Raw genomic sequence first — 21201 nt, 5'->3', positions numbered from 1 at the left:
GCTGCCATTATTCGAAGCCCCAGAAGAGGTGATTGGAATGGCTGCAATGATGAAAACTGGAAGCTAAGGCTTCCAGTTGGTCAAGGCCGCATACTGGGCAAGACTTAAATTTTCAGGGCGCAATCCAGCATCAATATCTAGCTCTTCAAGCGCTTCCAGCTCAATCACACCCGACAAAGCATTACGTAAGGTCTTTCTTCGCTTAGTAAATGCCGTTTTAACAATCGTCTGCAAACGCTCAAGCGATTCGACTGGATGCGGTAGCTCTTTATGCGGTGTTAATCTCACTATCGCAGAATCAACTTTTGGAGCAGGTTCAAAGGCATCAGGCCCAACGATAAATAAAGGCTGAACCCGGCAATAATACTGCGTCATGATGCCTAATCGACCATACAAAGAATGCCCTGGCACAGCAGCCATTCTCTCTACGACTTCTTTCTGGAGCATAAAATGCATATCTTTCAGATGCTTGATATTGTCGAGCAGGTGGAAGATCAAAGGTGTCGAAATATTGTAAGGCAAGTTACCAACAACACGCAAAGGGTGCTCTTCATCAGCTAAAGCATTAAAGTCGAACTTCAGTGCGTCAGCCTCATTAATGTTGAAATCAGGATAATTAAAGAATTTGGTACGCAGAACCGGTATCAAATCTCTATCAAGTTCAACAACCTGTAAGTTGCCATCAAGCCCATCTAACAGATGCTCTGTTAGTGCTCCAAGCCCAGGTCCAATTTCCACCATGCGGTCACCCGGACGCGGATTAATGCCACTGACAATACGCGCAATAATCGCGTCATCGCTTAAGAAGTTCTGTCCAAAGCGTTTTCGCGCTTGATGACCAACGGTTTTTTTTCGTTGAGCCATATTCGTTTTACCTATTTAAGAATGTTGTTACTGGCTTTGACCATATCTATAGCCATCGAGATCGCGGTACGCAAACTTCCCGTATCAATATTTCCGGTTCCAGCTAAATCTAATGCGGTTCCATGGTCCACAGAGGTGCGAATAATCGGTAGACCCAAGGTTATGTTCACTGACTCGCCAAAGCCTGCATACTTCAAAACAGGGAGCCCCTGGTCGTGATACATAGCAAGCACTGCATCGGCGTTTTCAAGGTATTTTTGAGTAAACAAAGTGTCTGCAGGTAAAGGACCAACTAACTCGCAAAGCGCATCTTCAAAACTAGCCATGACGGGCTGAATGACGTTGATCTCTTCTCGCCCCATATGACCATCTTCCCCTGCATGCGGATTCAGCCCAGCCACCAAAATACGAGGCTTCTCAACACCAAACTTACCGCGCATATCAGCAAGTAAAATTTCAATAACGCGCTGTAAAGATTCAGGAGTAATTGACTGGGAGACGTCCTTAAGGGGTAAGTGAGTACTTGCAAGCGATACTTTCATATGACGATTAGCAAGCATCATAACGACTTTATCGACGCCACACTTTTCTTGGAGATATTCGGTATGGCCGCTAAAACTCACTCCGGCATCATTGATCACACCCTTATGAACTGGCGCTGTTACGATCGCAGAGAATTCTCCGGAAAGACAACCCTCGATAGCACGATCGAGAGTTCTAAGCACATAAGCGGCGTTATTAGCGTCTAAGTGCCCAGCCATAACAGGTTGATCAACCAATACACTACATACAAACGCTTGACCTGAGCTTAACTGGTGTGAGGTATTCGGAACATACTCGACCGCTTCAAACGGCACACCTAACTGCTCAGCACGTTCAACTAGTACTTTAGGATCAGCAATGAAGACTAAAGGTATAGACCACGATTCTTGTGCTAAAAGTACGCATAGATCAGGGCCAATACCGGAAGGCTCTCCTGGCGTGACAGCAAGATAATGAGCTCGAGTATCGCCCACTTATAAGCCCTCTACGCGAAGCGTTTCATCTTTAAACTCGATAAATGCTTCAGACTTAATTTCTTGCAACCAAATTACGAGCTCTTCCTCGAATTTTCTGCGATAGATCAACTGCCTTGCCTGGTTTTCTTGCACCAAGGCACTTATATCCTGCTGTCGACTATCTTGAACTTGTAAGATATGCCAACCGAAATTAGATCGAAATGGCTCACTGATTTCACCAACCTTCGTAGCGTTCATCACATCTTCGAACTCAGGAACCATTTGTCCAGGGCTGACCCAATCTAAAGCGCCACCATCTATCGCCGACACAGGATCATCCGAATTAGATCTCGCTAGCTCTGCAAAATCATCACCATTGATCACACGCTCGTAGAGCTTGTCGATAATCTCTTTAGCTTGGCGATCGCTACGAATTGCACTCGGTGCCACTAAGATATGGCGCACCTTGCGCTGCTCAACCCACTGCTCTGTTCCACCGCGTTTATCTAAAGCGGTTATAATGTGGAAGCCACTTGCCGAACGAATCAACTCAGAAGGTTGTCCCTTCACCAAGTTTGGCAGTACATCGGCCGCAATCGATGGCAATTCATTCTCTTTACGCCATCCAATAACACCACCATTTAATGCTTGGCGGCCATCAGAACGAGCAATCGCAACTTGTTGGAAGTCTGCCCCATTCTTTAGCTCTGCTAACACGGCATCGGCACGTTCTTGCGCAGCTTCTTCTTGTTCAGGCGTAGCATCCTCAGGAACTGAAATCAGAATATGACCGATATAGTATTCTGTTCCTGAACGTTCACGTGCCTCACTGGAACTCAAGAAGTTATTAATTTCCTGCTCAGTCACGCGGACGCGACGATCAACCTCTCGCTGCTGCACACGCGACACGAGCATTTCACGACGAATTTGCTCTCGCGCTGCGGCATAGGTTTCACCCTCTTTCGCCAGCTGTTGTTGGAATTGCTGTAGGGTCATACCGCTTGAGCTTGCGATGTTGACTAAGGTCTCGTTGAGCTGTGCATCGCTCACACGAATACCTGCTAAGTCAGCTTTTTGAAGCTGGATGCTTTCTAGAATAAGCTGCTCTAGTACTCTTTGATTCATGATTTCTTGTGGAGGTAAACGGGTACCCTGCGCCTGCAAGCGTTGCGTAATTTGGCGCAGTCGTTGTTTTAGTTCTGATTCCATGACGATGTCATCGTCAACAATCACAAGTACACGATCTAGTAGCTCCGGTTCATCGTTTGCATGCACGATATTCGGCATCATTACAGCAAGCGTCAACATGAGAGCGATACTTTGCTGCCACTTCATTTTGATCAATCCAAACATAGTTTTACCTTAATTAATCTCGTCTTCTCGGCGTTGATACCCAGGAATCAATCCGTCCATTTTCGCATCATTAACACCCAAGCCACCCAAGCCACCGAGCTGGAAGCGGAATAAAATCGCATTATCCATTTCACTCGTGTCAGTCAGGTAACGCTGTCCTAAAACTTGTATTCGCCAGCAGCAGCTCGTGTACTCAAGACCCGCCAAGCTGCCTATCGTTCGATGAGAACCTAAATCATAACGCCACTGACCTAGCGCACTCACCTCAGCATTTAAGGGGTAAATAACCGACGTATCACTTTGCTCGATTTCGCCACGTCGAAAGCGGTGCGCTAAATTCAATATCGTATTGCTGTGTTCGCTATAATACGACGCACTCGTCACGCTTTCTTGCGTCTCGTTTTTACTGCTATCCCATAGGTTTGAATAACGGAACGTCCAAAGGTAATCAGGACGTAAAGTGACTTCTGATGCCAATAAGGAATCACCATCTAATACGCGAAGATTCTGAGCTGCACCCACTTTTTGCTCTTCAAACTGTGTGACCTGCCCTAAACTCACACTCAATACATCTAAGCCTCGTTCCCAATCGGTATAACGACTAGTCAAACTTAAGGTCAAACGGTTTTCATCACTCACGCGATCACCACCGGTAAAGCGATTCGCGCGAAACAAGTTATCGTAATTAAAACTCGGAATCGTCGAATCAAAGTTTGGTAGATCGCTCTGATCAACATAATCTGAATATACGTAGTAGATACGCGGTTCGAGGCTGTTTGTGTAGGTTTCAGGCAATATCGTTGGCGTGCGATCAAACGCCATGCCTGCGTCGAGCTCTAAGGTTGGAACAGTGCGAGACTGGTATTTATCCTCTAAACCAGAGTCTTCTAAATAATAGTCGGTATGGTCAATACTCAGTGCTGGCGTCGCATATGCCCAGCTATTACGCAAAGGTACGCTCAATCGAGGTTGATGACGCGCGCGCGAACCGCGCACTCGCTCTGTACCAACTAAGTCATCTTTTTCACGATAGAAATAAACATACTGGCTATTCCAGTCGACATCGAGATGCTGATATGCCTCATAGATATCAAGGTTCAGCTCAGGTAATCGCTGGTATGGCTGCTCCGATGCCAAGGTATTAATATTCAGAGATTTATATTGTTGTAGTAAGGCGTCAAAGCGGTAATTTTCGCCGGTGTGGCTCAGCAACAAACGTCTGTCTAGTAGGTCGTCACTCGTGACCTGTAAGCCTTGGTCAAGATCATCCAAATAATCATCATCACTGATTTGGGTATAACTGAGATAAGCTGAGGTGTCGGTATATACAGTATCGAGCGACCAATCTTGCTCAATACTCCAACCCCAGCGCTCGCCACTTTCATCAAAATTACCAAGTGCTACCTGATCTTTGATATAGGCCTTATCTTCGTCGATGTATCCGGTAGTAAGCGTTGTTTCTTGCAGTGCACTTTTGTATCGAAACTCAGCTTCTTCATAAGCGCCGCGCCCACCAATCCAATTAGGCGTAATGGTCGCATCATAGTTTGGCGCTAAGTTCAGGTAATACGGAGCCGAGATATAAAGCCCCGACCCTACGTTTGAGGTACCGATCGTGGGATATAAAAAACCTGATTTTCTACGTTTATCAATCGGGAACGTAAACCAAGGAACATAAAAGACTGGAACATCTTTGATGGTAAATCGAGCATGACTTGCCGTACCGAAACCTTGCTCTTGATCTAATTCAATCTCAGACGCATAAAACGACCAATCAGGCTCTTCACCATTACACGTCGTAAAACTGCCGTCTTCAATACTTAGAAGCGTCTCATGTTTTTGATCAATCAGTTCGGCTCCACCACGGAAACCCGTATCAGGATCAATAAACTTGGCGTTATGAAGTTTCGCACTTCCCTCGTTCAAATCAACATCCGCGGAATCGCTCGTCATATGCATTTGCGGGCCTTGAATAACAATATGGCCTTGCATGGTGGCTTGGTTCTGCTTTTGATCGATAACCGCCGCGTCACTTCTTGCGTAATAGCCCTCTCGAATAATCTCTACCTGGCCTTCTAACTCCAAACGATTATTCTCTTTGTACTCGACATAATCAGCATGCACAGTAACAGTTGGGTCGAACGATAGATCACCCAAACTCTCACCCATAGCTTGAGGATAAAGCACAGGAATTTTAGGTGTTGCACAGGCTGAATTAGCGGAATCTGCCAATGTCGTTTCTACACGCGCTAACATCATCGATGTTACGCACATCGACACAAAGAAGCTCGGACGCTTCAAACTAAAAGGCATGTAGAACCTCAAATAAAACTAGGCAAAATACGAGGGGGGTTTGAATGCGCAAATGATAAACCTTGGCACCTTTGATGTCATTTAACTTTTTGATTAGGATGCTTGGCCTGAGCGTTACAGAATAAGCAAAACATAGCGCAAAATATAAATATCACACGCTCGATTCGGACATTCAAATCATGCCTCAAAGAATTCAGCTTCTTGAAAGCTGGCTAAAGACACAACTATCGCCACAAAACGCTCAAGACATCGAACTGACACCCGTTGCTGGGGACGCCAGTTTTCGGCGTTATTTCCGCGCAAGTCATGCTGCAGAGCAAAGAAGCTATATCGTGATGGACGCACCTCCAGAAAAAGAAGACTGCACGGCTTTCATTCAAATTACACAGCAATGGCGGGCTCAAGGAATTCGAGTTCCCGAATTATTTGCACAAGACTTAGAAAATGGCTTTCTGTTACTTGAAGATTTTGGTGACGTACAGTTCTATGGATGTGTTGCACAACAAGACAAAACAACGCAACACCGCATCTATTCATTGGCGCTCGATGAATTACAACGCATTCAAACATTGCCAAACAACAAGACACTGCCAAGTTACGATGAAGCGCTTTTGCAGCGCGAATTAGATTTATTCAGTGACTGGCTCATCGACTCAGCTCTTTCAATCGCCTTAACTCCAGAACAACTTACTACTCTGAAAAACGCCCAAGCCCTTTTGATAAAAAGTGCGTTAGAGCAGACACAATGTGTGGTGCATCGCGACTACCACTCACGAAACATCATGATGCAAGGAGATCAAGTGGGCATCATTGATTTCCAAGACGCCGTATTTGGTCCAGCCACATACGATTTGGTTTCACTTTTGAAAGACTGCTATATCGAGCTTGATCAAGACTTAGTCGAGCAGCTCATGACAGAATTTGCAGGCACTCATTCAACACTCACAAACATTGCCCCAGAGCTTTTCAAAAAGCAGTTTGATTTGATGGGTATTCAGCGCCATATGAAAGCGGCAGGTATTTTTGCGCGACTTGCTCTTCGTGATGGCAAGTATGGCTATCTCAAAGACATCCCAAGAACATTCTCCTACATTGTCGAAGCGTGCAATTCATATGAAGACTTACATGCCTTTGGAGAACTTCTCGAGGAACACATCAAGGAACCTATGCTGGCCTTCGTCGAAGCACAATCACAAGAAAATACAGCGTCATGAAAGCAATGATTCTTGCGGCAGGGCTTGGCTCCAGAATGCGCCCACTTACAGACACTTGCCCAAAACCTTTATTGAAAGTCGGCGACAAGACCCTGATTGATCTTCACTTAGAACGACTAGAAGCTCTTGGGATTAAAGACATCGCTATTAACACCCATTGGCTTGGAGAGAAAATAGAAAGTCATGTCGATGCGGTTTGGCGTAACCGACTCAATATTCAATTATTCAATGAAGCCTCACTGCTAGAAACGGCTGGAGGCATCCGTAGCGCCCTCTCTTTTTTAAATTCAGAGGACGATACGCCATTTCTGCTGATCAATGGTGATGTCTACACAGAAGCGCCTCTCACGGCTTTATTAGAAAACAAGATCGGTAAAGAGATAAAAGCGCACATCCTTCTGTGCGAAAACCCGGAGCACAATACTAAGGGTGATTTCGGAATCGATAGCACTAACAGCAAACAGATACTCGCCACGCTCATCGCGCCTCTATCACATACTTATTCCGGTATTGGCCTATACCGGCCAAGCATGTTTAAAAATCTGCCTGAAGGAAAAGCACCCTTGGGACCAATGCTTAAAGAGCTAGCGCAATCTCATCAATTGCAGGCATCAACATTAGATGGGTACTGGCTAGATGTTGGTACACCAAGTCGTCTCGAAACCTTAAGAAATCGACTCGCATAAAACAGGCTTAGTTTTTGCTTTATTTTGACAAATATTTCTTTTTGTCAAAATGCTGTCATATCACTGGAGCAACGACCATGTGGCTAAGTCTACTGAGCATCTTTATTTTTATTGTTTTGTGCTCGATCTTTATTATCGCAACACTTTCATGGAAAGAAGCGAAGTCCGCTTACATCGAGCTGCGTCAGGATCACGCAGAACTTGAAGCCGACGAGCAACAAGCACTCATACAAATCGTGGCATTTTCTAAGCTTTGGTTTCGCAAACAATTCAATTTTATCGATCGCGAACTCATCAATATGTCGCCAAGTTTATTGCGCACAGGACTCATCGCTGTGCGTGAGGAATACGAAGAAGACGAATTGCAAAAAACCCTTCAATGGCAGCTAAAATCAGCCATTCAAGCCCGAAAGCGGCATATCAATAAGTTGGAACTTCTTAATACAAACTTACTAACTATTGCTATGTTTGTAGCAGTCATGACGCTCATCGGACAGCTTCAATTCATGTCTATAGAAGGAGCTGAATTAGCTCTTGCGCCGCTAACAACATTAGCGTTCGCTTTGTGTGTACAGGGCTTTGTTTGCAAACCTTTGATTGAACGCTTGTATCGTCAAATGGAAATACATCATGACGCCTTAAATATTCACGCTGAAGGCATCATGATGATTAGCCAAGGCCAAACGCCGGCACAAATTCGATCCGTGCTTGAAGCCATGACAAACGGGCTCGATCACATCAAAGGGCCTGCCAAGCCGGCAAACAAAGTAGCTAAAAAGCCTTCAAGCTTTATTTTCACAACACGTAAAGCTTCCTAAAAAATAACATGAGCATCGCGATCGATTCAGCACGTTTCAGCTTTCATGCTAGAACTAAAACCAGCGACAACAGCACCATAAACCTTGCAGCGCTATCGTTAGTTGTCTGCTTGATCATCTACCTGAGCACAATCAAATCAAGCATGGTAAATGAAGATGCCACGCATGCTGCTCCAATCGTAAGCGACCAGTCTATAAGTAAACAGCTTGCAACACCGGCGCCGGATATATCAAAGCTATTAATTGAGCGGACGACCTTATACAACTTAAGCCACTATGTAGAAATACAAAAAAATGCGCCAACACCCAAAGTAGTGATTGATAGTGCTTTGCTATTCTCTGAAGGAGCGAGTGCATTGAATCGCTCTGCAAGCACAGCATTCCAAGATTTATTTGCCGATTGGAATTCGGATCAGAACGTCGAGGTGTTTGTTCTAATGAGGAAGAATGTTCAAAACGAATACGTGCATAATCAAATGCATCGCTCCCTAGAGAAGGAGCGCGCAAACGCTATAAACGCGTATCTTTCTGAGCTAAACGTAAACGCACGCGTTTCGTTTGAAGGTATATCCGCGCAGCAAGCCGGCGCTCGCTAGAAAGATAAATAGACAGATAGGAAATATTCAGACACAAAAAAAAGGAGGCTTAGGCCTCCTTTTTCGTTTTGACTACAGATTAAGCTGCAGCTTCTGCTTTCTTAGCAGGCGCTTTTTTCGCTGCCGCTTTCTTAGCAGGTGCTTTCTTAGCAGCAGGCTTTTTAGCCGCTGGTTTCTTAGCAACTGGAGCTTCTTTTTCAAACTTAGCAATCAAATCTGCTGTGAATGAACCAACAGTTTTGTTTACTTCACGCGCTTTGTCAGAAGCGATTGCCAAGTACTCATCGTGCTTAGTCTTAACAGTTTCTACGTTGTAGTACTTCTCAGCATAACCGAAAGACGCACCAGCAAGAGCCTTGTATTGACCTTCAACTGCGTCGATTGCTTTTGCTACAACTTCTTGAGCTTGTTCTTGGTAGTTTTTGATATTCGCCATGATATTTTCCTCGCTTATTAAGCATCCCTAGATTTCGTAATAACAAGGCAGTCTCGTTTTTTCGAGCAACTCCCTAAGTTGAAGCCAGAGTAACAAGCAGGTTTAGAATAATCATACTAAGTTTTAGATTATTCTCTTACCATTCAAAAAGAACCCATTTAGGCACTAACATTTGTGAGCGTTCTTCACGAATCCAGCCCTCGCCATCGGCAGGAACTAAGTAATACTCAGGGCCAACTTTTGGCACGACTTTGATCTCTTTTAATATGCCATTTACACGATACTCGTAGAACGTTTTATCCTCTTCTTCTCGAATCACGATATCAGGCTGCTCACCAGTCGCTAAGTCTTCCGCACTAAGATATGGAACCGAAAAAGAAGCCAACATAATTGCAGCGACTGCACAGAATTTTAATAGGGTTTGCATAATAAGTTCTCGAGAGGAAATTAACTCAAAGTGTAGATGGAATTGAGGTTTAAGCTTGGCACGTTTTTCCTTACTATAGCAAACTTTACCAACGACTTATTCAGACCAATTTCATGACAACATCGGCACCTACCGTTCTCGTTGACGGTTCATCTTATTTATTCCGCGCGTATCACGCGCTTCCTCCGCTCAACAACTCAAAAGGACAACCCACAGGCGCAATCAAAGGTGTCATCAATATGATGAAGCGTCTGCAAAGCGATTATCCTGACTCTAAGATCATTGTTGTCTTTGATGCCAAAGGAAAAAACTTTCGTCATGAAATGTATGAGGACTACAAAGCCAATCGTCCCCCAATGCCGGACGACTTACGTTCCCAAATTCAGCCGATTCACGACATTATTCAGGCTATGGGATTACCGTTACTCGTTATTGCGGGCGTTGAAGCTGATGACGTCATTGGCACATTAGCAAAACAAGCTACAGACACGCAGCATGATGTGGTTGTATCGACCGGCGATAAAGACATGGCGCAACTTGTCACGCCGCATGTCACGCTGATGAATACAATGACCAACATCTATATGAATGAGGAAGGCGTCGTCGAAAAATTTGGTGTTAAACCAAATCAAATTATCGATTACTTAGCGCTCGTCGGCGACACGGTTGATAACATTCCTGGTGTTCCAAAATGTGGTCCAAAAACTGCCGTGAAATGGTTGGGGCAATATGAAAGCTTAAAAGGCGTGATGGAAAACGCAGATAGCGTGGGCGGAAAAATTGGAGAGAATCTCCGTAATGCCTTAGAACTGCTGCCACTTTCTTATGAACTTGCGACCATTAAATGCGATATCGAACTCGAGCAAAATCTTGGTGATATCACGCAAGAGTCACCAAACCTAGATGCATTGCGTGAGTTATATACCGAGTTTGAATTCAAATCTCTTCTAAACGCTCTCGACGCAACGGGTACCACCCCTGAAGGATCTGATTCAGAAAACAAAGCGCCAGCCGTCGAGATAAAAAAAGAATACGACATTGTGCTTGAGCAAGCACAGTTCGATGATTGGCTTGCACGCTTAAAGGCTGCACCATATTTTGCATTCGATACCGAAACAACCAGCCTTGATTACATGCAAGCACGCGTTGTTGGCGTTTCATTTAGCTGCGAAGCCGGAAAGGCCGCTTACGTTCCGTTTGGACATGATTATCTCGGCGCACCGCAACAATTAGATCAAGATGCAGTACTCGCAAGCTTGAAACCCTTACTTGAGAATCCAGCTGTTTTAAAGCTTGGTCAGAATCTAAAGTATGACCGCAATGTGCTGTTGAATCATGGCATCACACTCGAAGGTATTGAGCACGATACCATGGTTGAGTCTTATGTATTGAACTCGACCGGCTCGCGCCATGACATGGATACATTGGCAGAAAAATATCTAAATCGAACCACTATTCACTTTGAAGATATCGCGGGAAAAGGCGCGAAGCAGCTTACCTTTAATCAGATTGATATAGAGAAAGCTGGGCCTTACGCAGCCGAAGATGCTGACATCACTTTGCAACTTCACGAAGCTTTGTTCCCGCAATTATCAGAAGAAAAAGGTTTACTGTCTGTCTACCAAGAAATTGATAAGCCACTTGTTCGCGTGCTTTCTAACATCGAACGTCGCGGAGCAAAGGTCGATGCGCACAAGCTTGCACAACAAAGCCAAGAGTTAGAACAACGCATTAGCGAGCTAGAGAAAGAAGCCTATGAGCTTGCTGGAGAAGAATTCAACTTGGCTTCTCCCAAGCAATTACAAGCCATCTTCTTTGAAAAGCTTGAATTGCCGATCATCAAAAAAACGCCGAAGGGCCAACCATCGACGGCAGAGCCGGTATTACAAGAGCTCGCTCTCGATTACCCTCTTCCGAAACTGATTTTAGAGCACCGCAGCCTTGCGAAGCTCAAATCCACATACACGGACAAACTTCCGCAACTGATCAATGCTAGCACTGGGCGCATTCATACGTCTTACCACCAAGCAGTTACGGCCACCGGACGCTTATCATCAAGCGACCCAAATCTTCAGAACATACCGATTCGTACCGCTGAAGGACGCCGTATTAGGCAAGCATTTGTTGCAGAGCAAGGCTATAAACTCATTGCAGCCGACTACTCTCAGATTGAACTGCGCATCATGGCGCACCTATCTCAAGACAAAGGTTTGTTAGATGCTTTCGCTCACGGTGCTGATGTTCACAAGACAACTGCGGCAGAAGTATTTGAAGTAGCGCTCGAAGAGGTCACTAGTGATCAACGACGCAAGGCAAAAGCCATCAATTTTGGCTTGATATACGGAATGTCTGCCTTTGGTCTAGCTAAGCAGATCAAGGTAGAGCGTTACGAAGCTCAAGATTATATTGATCGTTATTTTGAGCGTTATCCAGGCGTGCTCGATTACATGGACCGTATTCGCAAGCAAGCACATGATGATGGCTATGTTGAGACCGTGTTTGGTCGCCGTTTGTATCTTCCTGATATCAACGCGCGTAATAAAATGATGCAACAAGCAGCCGAGCGAACCGCGATCAACGCACCTATGCAAGGAACCGCTGCAGATATCATCAAACGCGCAATGTTAGATGTTGAAACCGCACTAGCCTCTAGTGAGCTTGATGCGAAGATGATCATGCAGGTACACGATGAACTCATTGTCGAAGTACGAGAAGATCAAGTCGATGAGATTGCAAGCTTACTCAGTGAGCTCATGATGGGCGCAGCAAATCTTGACGTGCCACTGATTGTCGAAGCGGGAATTGGCGACAACTGGGATGAAGCGCACTAATTACTGATCAAACGCTCAGATGCAAAAAAGGCAGCCAACTGGCTGCCTTTTTTGATGAAATCTCATTTTAAAGCTGATAGTTCACACGAACTAAGCCCGGTACGCCAAACAGTTCGTCATTACTATAAACCACAGGGACAATATCAACATTCAACTTCTGATCGTAAGCCCAACGCACACCTAAAGTATAAGTATTATCGGTGTTATCCGCGGTTGTCATTAAGGCTTCAACACCTGCAGAAAACAACCCCGCTTGCGTATCAATAATGCCAACATATGCACCGACATCTAGCTCCAAAAAGTTATCGTCTTTCTGATCACCATCTGCATATACAAAACGTGGAGCAATGGTAAATGTTCCCGCATCAGCATCAACAGTGAAGGCTGCACCAAGTTTCAAATTAGATTGATCGAGCACTGTCTGGCCTTGCTCATTCTCTAAATCAGTATGCGAAAACGCACCGATCACACTCCATCTAAATGGATGCGCTCCACTCTCATCGAGCGTTAAGTCAGGCATTGCATATTTCAACATTACTTGGTTTTCGTCATAGCTATTTAGGCCGCTATTCAGAATCAATTCTGCTCCTGGCAAACCTAATCGAACGCCACCACCCGCATCGATATTGTCTGATCCTGAGTGCAATTCGATAGACGCCTCACGATTATCTGCAACCGTTCCATGCTCGATATAAAAGCCTCTGGTTGGCTCGTTGTAATTCGCGCGAACATTTTCTTGAGCGTGAGAAATATGGGAAAAACCTAATGAAGCGACCACTGCTGTCGCAGAGATAAATGCAATATGCGCTCGCATCGCAACCTCCATGCAATTATGTAAAAAGTTAAGAAGTGAATTCGGCGATCAATCCAAAATAAAACGTAAGCCAATGCCCTCTGCTGTTCTGCGCATGATTTCCATATTCAGAATCGGGGCATCACCTGTTAAGCCTTGAACTTGCCCTTGAATCACAGTACCAATGGCAGGCATATCAGAATTATCCGTGAGTAGGAAAACCCCTCCGTCAGAGATGTCTTTGGTTGAGGCGACAACCTCTCCAAAGCTCTCATGAGAGATTTTAACTTGCGCTTTCATCGGGATTCTTGGGTGACGTCGGCTATCAGACATAAGGCTCTACATATTTGTTTATTAGTATTTATATTACCCGCAGCATATTAACGAAGCACCCTGTGCTTTCCTAGCAAATCGGCGCTCGCAGGCTATACGGTTTGTTAAGAAAGTTAGAGCATAGACTTAGGAAGACTTAATACCAAAACCATGCTCTCTACCGCCCTATATAAGTTCAAATCTATATCTCTAGTTTGTTTATATAAGGGAATCATAAGGAATGTTATCTCTTAGAAATAATAAATGTATAACTAAGTTAATAAGTTATTGCATCACTAGATATAGTCAGGTTTGTAAATTCTATAATTAGGACAGCGCTAATTATTTTGTTCTATGCGTAGAGACAAAACCATCCAGTGCTAAATCAAAGTTTTTAAAACGCAAGAAGTGACTCAGAGAAATGAGGGCATATGAAAATTTTATCCGACATACTATGAAGCCGGAGCTCTCACCTAAAAAAACTCAAACTGGGGCGCAACGGACACTACCCTTTAGCTCCAGAACAACATTATCTTCAGGGGGAACATCCAATTCTGTGTTTTTTATTATTTGTTCCAATATTTGGGGTTTGTGTAAATAAAAGCCTTGCGCAAAATCGACACCAATTTCTTTTAATTTTTCATGAATAGGCGCACTAGTAACAAACTCTGCGATAGTCTTCAAACCAATGGTATGTGCGAAACTGTTAATTGATTTGATCATTGCATAGGAGAACTCATCTTCATCGATTTCTTTCACAAACATGCCATCAATTTTAATGTAGTCGATCGGCAGATTCTTTAGATACTGATAAGATGAGAGCCCCGTTCCAAAATCATCCAGAGCAAAGGCATACCCTTCGCATCGTAACATGGCAATGAACTCTTGAGTTTTCTCAATATTTTCAATAGCAGCAGTTTCTGTTATCTCAAACGTAATTTGCTCAGGTTTAACGATATATTTGTGGGCAAGGGACAAAATAAAATCACCCAACTTCCGATCGGAAATTGACTGCCCTGACAAGTTAATTGCCACATGCATATTTGGTGTAAGTTGCGAAAAGACCCGATCGATTACCCAGCGATCTATTTTCGGCATTAGCTTTGAACGCTCAGCCACTGGTATAAATAAACCGGGAGGAATGTTCTCACCATCCTCCGATTGAAGGCGCAGGAGCGCTTCGTAATGGCATCGATTATTGCTGTCGTTTACAGGGCTGATTCTCTGAAACATCAGAAAAAAATGATCGTTCGCAATAGCCTCATCTAAAATACTTAGCAAATTCCTATCTTGCATGAATAAGGCATACTCACTTTTTGATGAATCCATGACATGAATACGATTTTCATTATCGCCTTTTGCATAACGGCACGCCGCGTCGGCGGCGTTAATAAGTTGGCTGACATCAGAATAAAGTGCCTTATCAATTGGAGCGATGCCAGCCGATAAGCTCACACTTAATGCTCGGCCTAAGTGAACTAAATTAATCTTTTCTACTTTTTTTAGAATAAGATTAACAGTGTCTTGTGCTTTGCTAAGTGAACAATCTTCGAGTAACAATGCAAATTCATCGCCACCTATTCGTGCGACCGAGTCTCTATTTCTGACACAACTTAAAATAATCGTAGATACTTGTTTAAGTATTTCATCGCCTGCTGAATGGCCAGCCAAATCGTTGACTAGCTTAAACCGATCTAAGTCGATAAACACGACCACACTAGTCTTAGTGCTCTCAAGCGAGCTTTGCAGAACAGTATCAACGCGTCTCTCGAAAGTCTGTCGATTTAATACTTGCGTAAGATGATCATGGGAATTTTGATGCATCAATGCCTTCTTTTCAGTTCGATCCTCAATGATAAGGAGCGTACCGTGTAACATACTTTTGCAAGTTATAAACAATTCTAAGTCATTCAGCGGACTACTGCATGGATGCGAAAAATGCCGCCTTTTCCGTGACAAAATTAGTTTTTCAAATTTATCTACGACCTCAGGAATACTTGCCTTTAAAATTTGATAGCTTTCATCCACAAAATTTGAAGGAAGCGCATCTTCAAGACCCAAGAACTCCAATGCTCTCGCATTGATAATTTCGATCTCTTTTTGGTGTGAAATAACAATAATTCCAAACGGCACCGCACCCACAATGCTTGACAATTGCTGCCTTAACGTAGATGTTTGATTTAAATTAGCATGCATATTTCCCTCGAACCACTAGCAGTGTCGCATCATCATCATCAAGAGCAGACAAATCAAAAAGAGATCTCGTTTGTTGATCAAGTGATGTATTACGTTCCATGTTCAAAATATTGGGTAAACTAATGCCATCGGAATGTATTAGAACCGTAGTTTCAGTTCGTCTTGGAAAGACCTCAACCAGCGAACCATTGGTAACCACCTCACCGTTCAATAAAAAAGGACTTGGATCAATCGGCTTCCTTTGGATAACCTCAGAGCCAACATAAAGCCCAATATTTCCGCATCTAATCACTTCAAACCGGTCAGGAAATACTTTCATCAACAACGTTTGCGATAAATACTTCCCGTTGTTTTCCCTGAGTGCAAGCTGACATTTTTGTAGCAGAGTATCAAGCGAATCCATGTAATTACTTTCAACAACCGTCTTAAATATTGACGCATAAGACGAAGATTGGGCACCAAATTCTCTAAAGTCTGACAAAGCTACCAGCAGATTTTCTGCATGAAAGGGCTTAATTATGTATTGATCATGATTGAAAAAAGCGTCCACCGCAGGGAAAGATTTTACCGAGACTTCGGTATCATCAAGCACAGGTTTCAAAAAATGTCTAAGCGTAATGGAGGTGCCGGTCAGGTCACTCTTATTAAATATAAACTCCTCGACACTCCGAGCTGCAGCGCCCAAACCCTTACCAATACTTGGCTCACTGTGCGTTGAAAAACCGTCAACCATTGCTGCATCGATATCTGGAATACCAGTCCCTGCATCCTCAATGGTAATTTCAATTCCTTTTCCCGCACATATCGTGCGTATTGATGCTTTTCCCGGTAGGGCATATCGAATAACATTAGTGGCAATTTCCGCAACAGCAATTGATATCATGCCAACTTCGTACCGAGAAAACCCTATTGCTGAGGCCATCTCTCTTGAACATTTTGCTACCGCGTATGCATCGGAAGGAATTAAAATATCCAGGCAATAACTAACCAGGCCTGATGCATTCAATTTATCGTTCACAGCTAGCTTATTTTGACAACTTGATAGCCTGTTAAAGCATGTGCCTGAGAAACTGCCTCCTTAAGGTCGCGAACAATTTTCAAACCGACAAATTGAACCTCGGCGGCAACCATAGTTCTAGCAAGCGAGCCATTAATGCCACAAAAGATGAGGTCTACACCAACTAAAGTGAGTACCTTACTAAGACTTATCAGATGCGCGGACACAGCCGAATCAATCGCATCAACATTCATTAAATCGACGATTACTATTTTTGATTGAAGCTCATTACATTTTTGAGTTGTGAGATCAGTGATCTGAGCCATTCTTGCTGAGTCTATCGACCCAAACAATCCGGTGTAAAGCACATCTTCGATAATCTCAGAGACCACCATCGGTACTTCACCGCCGATTTGCTTCCGACTTACTGCAACTTTCTCTATTGACATCCTTCTTCCTTTTTATCGTTATTACTTCTTGAATTGTATAGTAGTATAAAAATCAAACAATAAAAGCTAAAAAAATAATGACGAAGTAACTCCAACGAGGCGTTAGGACTGAAAAAATAAGATAACTTAAATCCCAACAATGATGGCACTACAAAGAAATTAACTCGCTGCCTAACTATTAAAATTGGGCGATTTATTAGAAAATATAGCATCGATTGCCATTGAAAAGACGCATGAAAAACATGTACGTGATCAAAGTTAGTGATGTACTAACTGATTTCAATACCAAGTTTCGATCATCATGACATCTCTCAGAATGACATCATTCCAAACGAATATATCCGTCAATATTGTATTTAGAACCCTTATCTAGAGACGATCTAGTTCATTATGTATCAACACCACACATTGCGAGGCAAAAAGCATTTTAGGGCCGACATTAATCTTCTCTGTACCCAGGCGCTTCAAACTATTAAAGCTCTTCTTGGGCATCGGAATGTGGTCCGTCAAAATGAAACAAGGATTTTCTTTGAAGTCCATCGTACGTATCGAATTACCCTTAACATCCATCATATATAGCTCATTAGTCTTAGCGAGCTCTTTGATTAACTTTTCAAAACTCATGGTTTGAACGGAAATACCTGCTTCTACCTGCTTGAACCTCTCTTTCTCCATACCAGCAGACATCTTTAAAGCCTTAGCAATTTTGTCGAGTAATGCAGCTTCGTGAAATCCGCCAATGTTAATCAGTTCAGATGAGGTAAATGTAACAGTCCGAGAAAAATCCTGCGTACTTTCAAGCACCAAATGCACAACAACATCATGGCGGTGAGACTTGGCAACGAACATTGCATTCATTAAAGTATGAGCGAGAATTTCTGTGTGGGCATCTTTTCCAACGCCCGCCAAAAATTTCTTAGCATCGGTAGGAGCTGCACGAGCACGAAGAATAAAGGTTTTCATCAAAGCGTCTCTAGAATTATGATTCCAGATTGTAGCGTGACTCTAGATTATCCTGAAATAGCTAGTTGGCTATCATGTTCTGTGTCCTGATAAAAAACACAACGAAAGCAGGGTCAGAACCTTATCAAAATAGCCAGACCTACTATTATTGCACCTAATCTACACTGGTCTTTTAAAACATTTTCGCTGTGCGAAACGACGTTATTCAATACTTTGCGGACGATTTCCATCAGATAATTGAGGTGCTAGAGCTTCAAAACAATACTTATGCGCTAAGCGAGCAGTACAACATTGAATACATTGCGATACTTATATGGATTGATACTCTTGGGTGTGAGCACAAATCAAACGAGTACTTACAAATGAGAGAATACGAGGCGATGTATCAGTGGTACCAAGATTCCCTCAAAAAGCCATCAAAAATCAGACTTAAACAAGTCTCAGCATTGATTAGAAAAGAGTCATTGCGGCTATAAATGATATGTTATATCGTGAACATTCTTACGACTTAAGTAGTTCTAATGAGCCAAATAAATAAGATCATCAATAGCGCCGAGCAACAGTGTAAAGCTAAAGGCGTTCGCTTAACCGATAAGCGAAAACAAGTCCTCTCTGCGTTGATTCAATCAAAAAAAGCACTCTCTGCTTACGAGCTTGTTGATTACCTCAAAGATGAATTTAAAGCCCCTCTGCCCGCGATGTCAGTGTATCGTATTCTTGATTTCCTTCAGACAGAGCAACTTGTTCATAAGCTCGACATTGCCAATAAGTATGTTGCCTGCGCGCATATTACCTGTGGGCATGATCATGGTACCCCGCAGTTTTTGATTTGTAATAACTGTAATAGCGTTACCGAAGTCGTGATTCCCAATGACATTATTCAGCAACTCCAAAACAATGTTACCGATGCGGGCTATACACTAGAAAGTACCCAAATCGAAATGAGCTGCCGTTGCCCAGTATGCAACGCACAGACTGCCTAACTTTCGCGGACTAAACACCTTTGCAAGACAGTAATCATAACCACAGCCACGACCACATCGCACCTATTCCCTGCAACATCATCACCGGTTTTCTAGGCGTTGGAAAAACCACCGCTATCGTTCACTTACTAAAGCAGAAACCTGAGAGCGAACGTTGGGCCGTACTCGTCAATGAATTTGGTGAAATTGGTATCGATGGCGCGTTACTCGAAGGCTTAAACTCAGACAAAAACGCCATCTTCATTAAAGAGCTACCCGGCGGCTGCATGTGCTGTACGAATGGTCTGCCCATGCAAATGGCGCTAAATCAGCTCATTAGTCGCGCTAACCCTGATCGCCTGCTCATCGAGCCAACAGGACTCGGTCATCCAGTAGAAGTGCTCGAAACACTCTCTAATGAATTCAATCGTAAAGTGATCGATATCCAGCAAACGATTACGCTTGTTGATGCGCGAAAATTGGATGACACGCGCTACACCACCCATGAAACCTTCTTGCAACAGCTTCACATTGCCGATCGAATCGTAGCGAATAAAAGCGATTTGTATGACGCAAACAACAAGCAAACGCTCAAGACATTTTTATTCGAACAAGGTCTTGGACTTACGCCGATTGAATACAGCGCCTTTGCAGAATTCAAGCCCGAGTGGCTAGTTGGTGAAACAGCATTTGGAAAGTCACAAGCAGAGGCTTGCGACAACGACCACGACCACGACCACGACCACGACCACGACCACGACCACGACCACGACCATCAGCATGATTCAAATCCTAATCCAAGCAAGAGTGCAATCAACAAAGCCGAAAATTCTGGTGAAGGGTTTAAAAGCGTCGGATGGACAATTCCACCAAGCGACGAATTCGACCTAGTCAAACTGCAGACTTTTTTGGGCAGCTTAAATGTCGAGCGCATGAAAGCCGTATTCATTACCAATCAAGGTGTTTGTGGCTTTAATCTCGCCGACAATGAACTGTCATTGTTCGAGCTTGGCGAAGCCTACGAAAGCCGCATTGAAATCATTTGCGATGACGTTGATGCCACTTGGGAAGAGTCTTTGGTAGCGTGTTTGGTTTCTTAGTGTTTAGCTACCGCGCAAAACACTCGGAAGAAGCTAAGTCATTTAGCTTCTTCCGGATTTCTATCAAGCACTTACATACCGCCATTCAACAGGTTCTGATCTTCAAGCGTCTTCTGCAAAATATCGGCTTCGCTGATACCTGTGGTATCAGCACCGTAGATCTCATCCGTTGAAACGCCTTCAATCTTAATTTCTTGATCAACATCGGCACCATCGCCACCTGTATGAATCGAGAGAACGGTGTTGCCATCCTCATCTTCGCTCAAGTCGATAAAGTCAGAGGCAGAGGAGCCTGAATTTAAGCTGTCTTCAGGTAAGAATTCAGTCAAATCGATATGGTCGGTGCCTACTTCAAAATTAGCAATCGTATCGGTAAAAAATTCTACAGTAGTATTTTCATCATTCGTCACGAATTTGAATATGTCTACACCCCCACCGCCAGTTAAGATATCGGCACCTTTCCCGCCTACTAGTAGATCATCTCCTATACCGCTAGAAAGGGTGTGATCGCCAACAATACCGTATATAGCAGCATTCATACTATCGTCGGCGACATCATAAGTAAAAATAATCGATTGGTTCTCGTGCAGATTTGGCGTAAAGGTCCACGTGCCATCTACATTATCTAACTCAACGAGTATGCTGAGATTCTGAACAACAATATATTTCATGACGCCCTCTTGAAACCTAGACTCCCAAAATGATTCCGTCGCACTAAAGCCAATTTTTTGTAACTAAAGACACCATTCTGGTTAATGAGGTCTAGAAAAGAAAACAGCTACTAAGCCCCACAGAATTGGTTATTTTGCGTTCAACTCAAGATTTTTTTGAAACAGGATGTAACGATCCTCTAATACAACTAGAAAACTTAGCTAAAACAACCTTCCTTAATT

21 protein-coding genes are annotated in these 21201 nt (G+C 43.5%); 8 read left to right on the top strand and 13 right to left on the bottom strand.

The annotated features are described in order from the left end of the window. Positions 1-63: 63 nt before the first annotated feature. Genes rsmA through A3762_RS16020 form a run of 4 tightly spaced genes read right to left on the bottom strand, consistent with a single transcriptional unit; the run spans position 64 to position 5528 of the window. Positions 64-864, bottom strand: a complete 801-nt coding sequence (rsmA, locus tag A3762_RS16035) for a 16S rRNA (adenine(1518)-N(6)/adenine(1519)-N(6))-dimethyltransferase RsmA (protein ID WP_068480238.1) — start codon at positions 862-864, stop codon at positions 64-66. An 11-nt stretch (positions 865-875) separates the two neighbouring features. Next, entirely contained in the window at positions 876-1880 is a 1005-nt protein-coding gene (gene pdxA, locus A3762_RS16030) for a 4-hydroxythreonine-4-phosphate dehydrogenase PdxA (protein ID WP_068480235.1), read from the bottom strand. Further along, positions 1881-3215, bottom strand: a complete 1335-nt coding sequence (locus tag A3762_RS16025; protein WP_197469306.1) for a peptidylprolyl isomerase — start codon at positions 3213-3215, stop codon at positions 1881-1883. Positions 3216-3224: 9 nt separating this feature from the next. Then, the gene (locus A3762_RS16020; protein WP_068756592.1) at positions 3225-5528 is read right to left on the bottom strand and encodes an LPS-assembly protein LptD; all 2304 of its coding nucleotides are present in this window, start codon (positions 5526-5528) and stop codon (positions 3225-3227) included. Positions 5529-5707: 179 nt separating this feature from the next. Between A3762_RS16020 and A3762_RS16015 the strand changes: the two genes are divergently transcribed. The 4 genes from A3762_RS16015 to A3762_RS16000 all read left to right on the top strand — a co-directional run bounded on the left by A3762_RS16015 (position 5708) and on the right by A3762_RS16000 (position 8842). Beyond that, positions 5708-6742 carry an aminoglycoside phosphotransferase family protein gene (locus A3762_RS16015; RefSeq protein ID WP_068480231.1) on the top strand — a complete coding sequence of 345 codons (1035 nt, stop codon included), beginning with the start codon at positions 5708-5710 and terminating at the stop codon, positions 6740-6742. Further along, a complete protein-coding gene (locus A3762_RS16010) occupies positions 6739-7428 on the top strand; it encodes a nucleotidyltransferase family protein (protein WP_068480229.1) in 690 nt (229 codons plus the stop codon). The genes A3762_RS16015 and A3762_RS16010 overlap by 4 nt, the downstream gene beginning before the upstream one ends. A gap of 77 nt (positions 7429-7505) precedes the next feature. Further along, positions 7506-8246 (top strand): hypothetical protein, encoded by a 741-nt coding sequence (locus A3762_RS16005; RefSeq protein ID WP_068480226.1) that lies wholly within the window; start codon positions 7506-7508, stop codon positions 8244-8246. An 8-nt stretch (positions 8247-8254) separates the two neighbouring features. After that, positions 8255-8842: a hypothetical protein gene (locus A3762_RS16000; RefSeq protein ID WP_068480223.1), complete on the top strand. Its 588-nt coding sequence runs from the start codon at positions 8255-8257 to the stop codon at positions 8840-8842. A gap of 79 nt (positions 8843-8921) precedes the next feature. Here the strand turns inward: A3762_RS16000 and A3762_RS15995 are convergent, their stop codons facing one another. Next, positions 8922-9278 carry a hypothetical protein gene (locus A3762_RS15995; RefSeq protein WP_068756587.1) on the bottom strand — a complete coding sequence of 119 codons (357 nt, stop codon included), beginning with the start codon at positions 9276-9278 and terminating at the stop codon, positions 8922-8924. A gap of 136 nt (positions 9279-9414) precedes the next feature. Further along, entirely contained in the window at positions 9415-9705 is a 291-nt protein-coding gene (locus A3762_RS15990; protein WP_068473373.1) for a DUF2782 domain-containing protein, read from the bottom strand. A gap of 113 nt (positions 9706-9818) precedes the next feature. Between A3762_RS15990 and polA the strand changes: the two genes are divergently transcribed. Next, positions 9819-12536 carry a DNA polymerase I gene (gene polA, locus A3762_RS15985; protein ID WP_068480217.1) on the top strand — a complete coding sequence of 906 codons (2718 nt, stop codon included), beginning with the start codon at positions 9819-9821 and terminating at the stop codon, positions 12534-12536. A 67-nt stretch (positions 12537-12603) separates the two neighbouring features. On the opposite strand, the gene A3762_RS15980 is transcribed toward polA, so the two are convergent. The 6 genes from A3762_RS15980 to trmY all read right to left on the bottom strand — a co-directional run bounded on the left by A3762_RS15980 (position 12604) and on the right by trmY (position 18246). Next, positions 12604-13350, bottom strand: a complete 747-nt coding sequence (locus A3762_RS15980) for a hypothetical protein (protein WP_156493509.1) — start codon at positions 13348-13350, stop codon at positions 12604-12606. Positions 13351-13398: 48 nt separating this feature from the next. After that, positions 13399-13662 (bottom strand): PilZ domain-containing protein, encoded by a 264-nt coding sequence (locus A3762_RS15975; protein ID WP_068477289.1) that lies wholly within the window; start codon positions 13660-13662, stop codon positions 13399-13401. Between the two features lie 462 nt (positions 13663-14124). Then, positions 14125-15795 carry a bifunctional diguanylate cyclase/phosphodiesterase gene (locus A3762_RS15970; protein ID WP_197469305.1) on the bottom strand — a complete coding sequence of 557 codons (1671 nt, stop codon included), beginning with the start codon at positions 15793-15795 and terminating at the stop codon, positions 14125-14127. Between the two features lie 31 nt (positions 15796-15826). Beyond that, positions 15827-16855 carry an ATP-binding protein gene (locus A3762_RS15965; RefSeq protein ID WP_068480208.1) on the bottom strand — a complete coding sequence of 343 codons (1029 nt, stop codon included), beginning with the start codon at positions 16853-16855 and terminating at the stop codon, positions 15827-15829. A 2-nt stretch (positions 16856-16857) separates the two neighbouring features. Continuing rightward, positions 16858-17283, bottom strand: a complete 426-nt coding sequence (locus tag A3762_RS15960; RefSeq protein WP_068480205.1) for an STAS domain-containing protein — start codon at positions 17281-17283, stop codon at positions 16858-16860. A 369-nt stretch (positions 17284-17652) separates the two neighbouring features. Next, positions 17653-18246, bottom strand: coding sequence for a tRNA (pseudouridine(54)-N(1))-methyltransferase TrmY (trmY, locus tag A3762_RS15955; RefSeq protein ID WP_068480202.1), 594 nt, complete (start codon positions 18244-18246; stop codon positions 17653-17655). A 188-nt stretch (positions 18247-18434) separates the two neighbouring features. Between trmY and A3762_RS15950 the strand changes: the two genes are divergently transcribed. Genes A3762_RS15950 through A3762_RS15940 form a run of 3 tightly spaced genes read left to right on the top strand, consistent with a single transcriptional unit; the run spans position 18435 to position 20308 of the window. Continuing rightward, a complete protein-coding gene (locus A3762_RS15950; RefSeq protein ID WP_068476220.1) occupies positions 18435-18722 on the top strand; it encodes a hypothetical protein in 288 nt (95 codons plus the stop codon). Positions 18723-18767: 45 nt separating this feature from the next. Next, complete coding sequence (locus A3762_RS15945) at positions 18768-19229, top strand: Fur family transcriptional regulator (RefSeq protein WP_068480199.1); 462 nt, start codon at positions 18768-18770, stop codon at positions 19227-19229. A gap of 20 nt (positions 19230-19249) precedes the next feature. Further along, positions 19250-20308 carry a GTP-binding protein gene (locus A3762_RS15940; protein ID WP_197469304.1) on the top strand — a complete coding sequence of 353 codons (1059 nt, stop codon included), beginning with the start codon at positions 19250-19252 and terminating at the stop codon, positions 20306-20308. Between the two features lie 71 nt (positions 20309-20379). Here A3762_RS15940 and A3762_RS15935 read toward each other — a convergent pair whose 3' ends face one another. Then, positions 20380-20979 (bottom strand): type I secretion C-terminal target domain-containing protein, encoded by a 600-nt coding sequence (locus A3762_RS15935; RefSeq protein WP_068480196.1) that lies wholly within the window; start codon positions 20977-20979, stop codon positions 20380-20382. Positions 20980-21201 lie beyond the last annotated feature (222 nt).

Source organism: Oleiphilus sp. HI0125, from assembly GCF_001635355.1.
The sequence above is the reverse complement of the archived record's forward strand: the minus strand, read 5'-3'. Positions and strand labels throughout refer to the sequence as shown.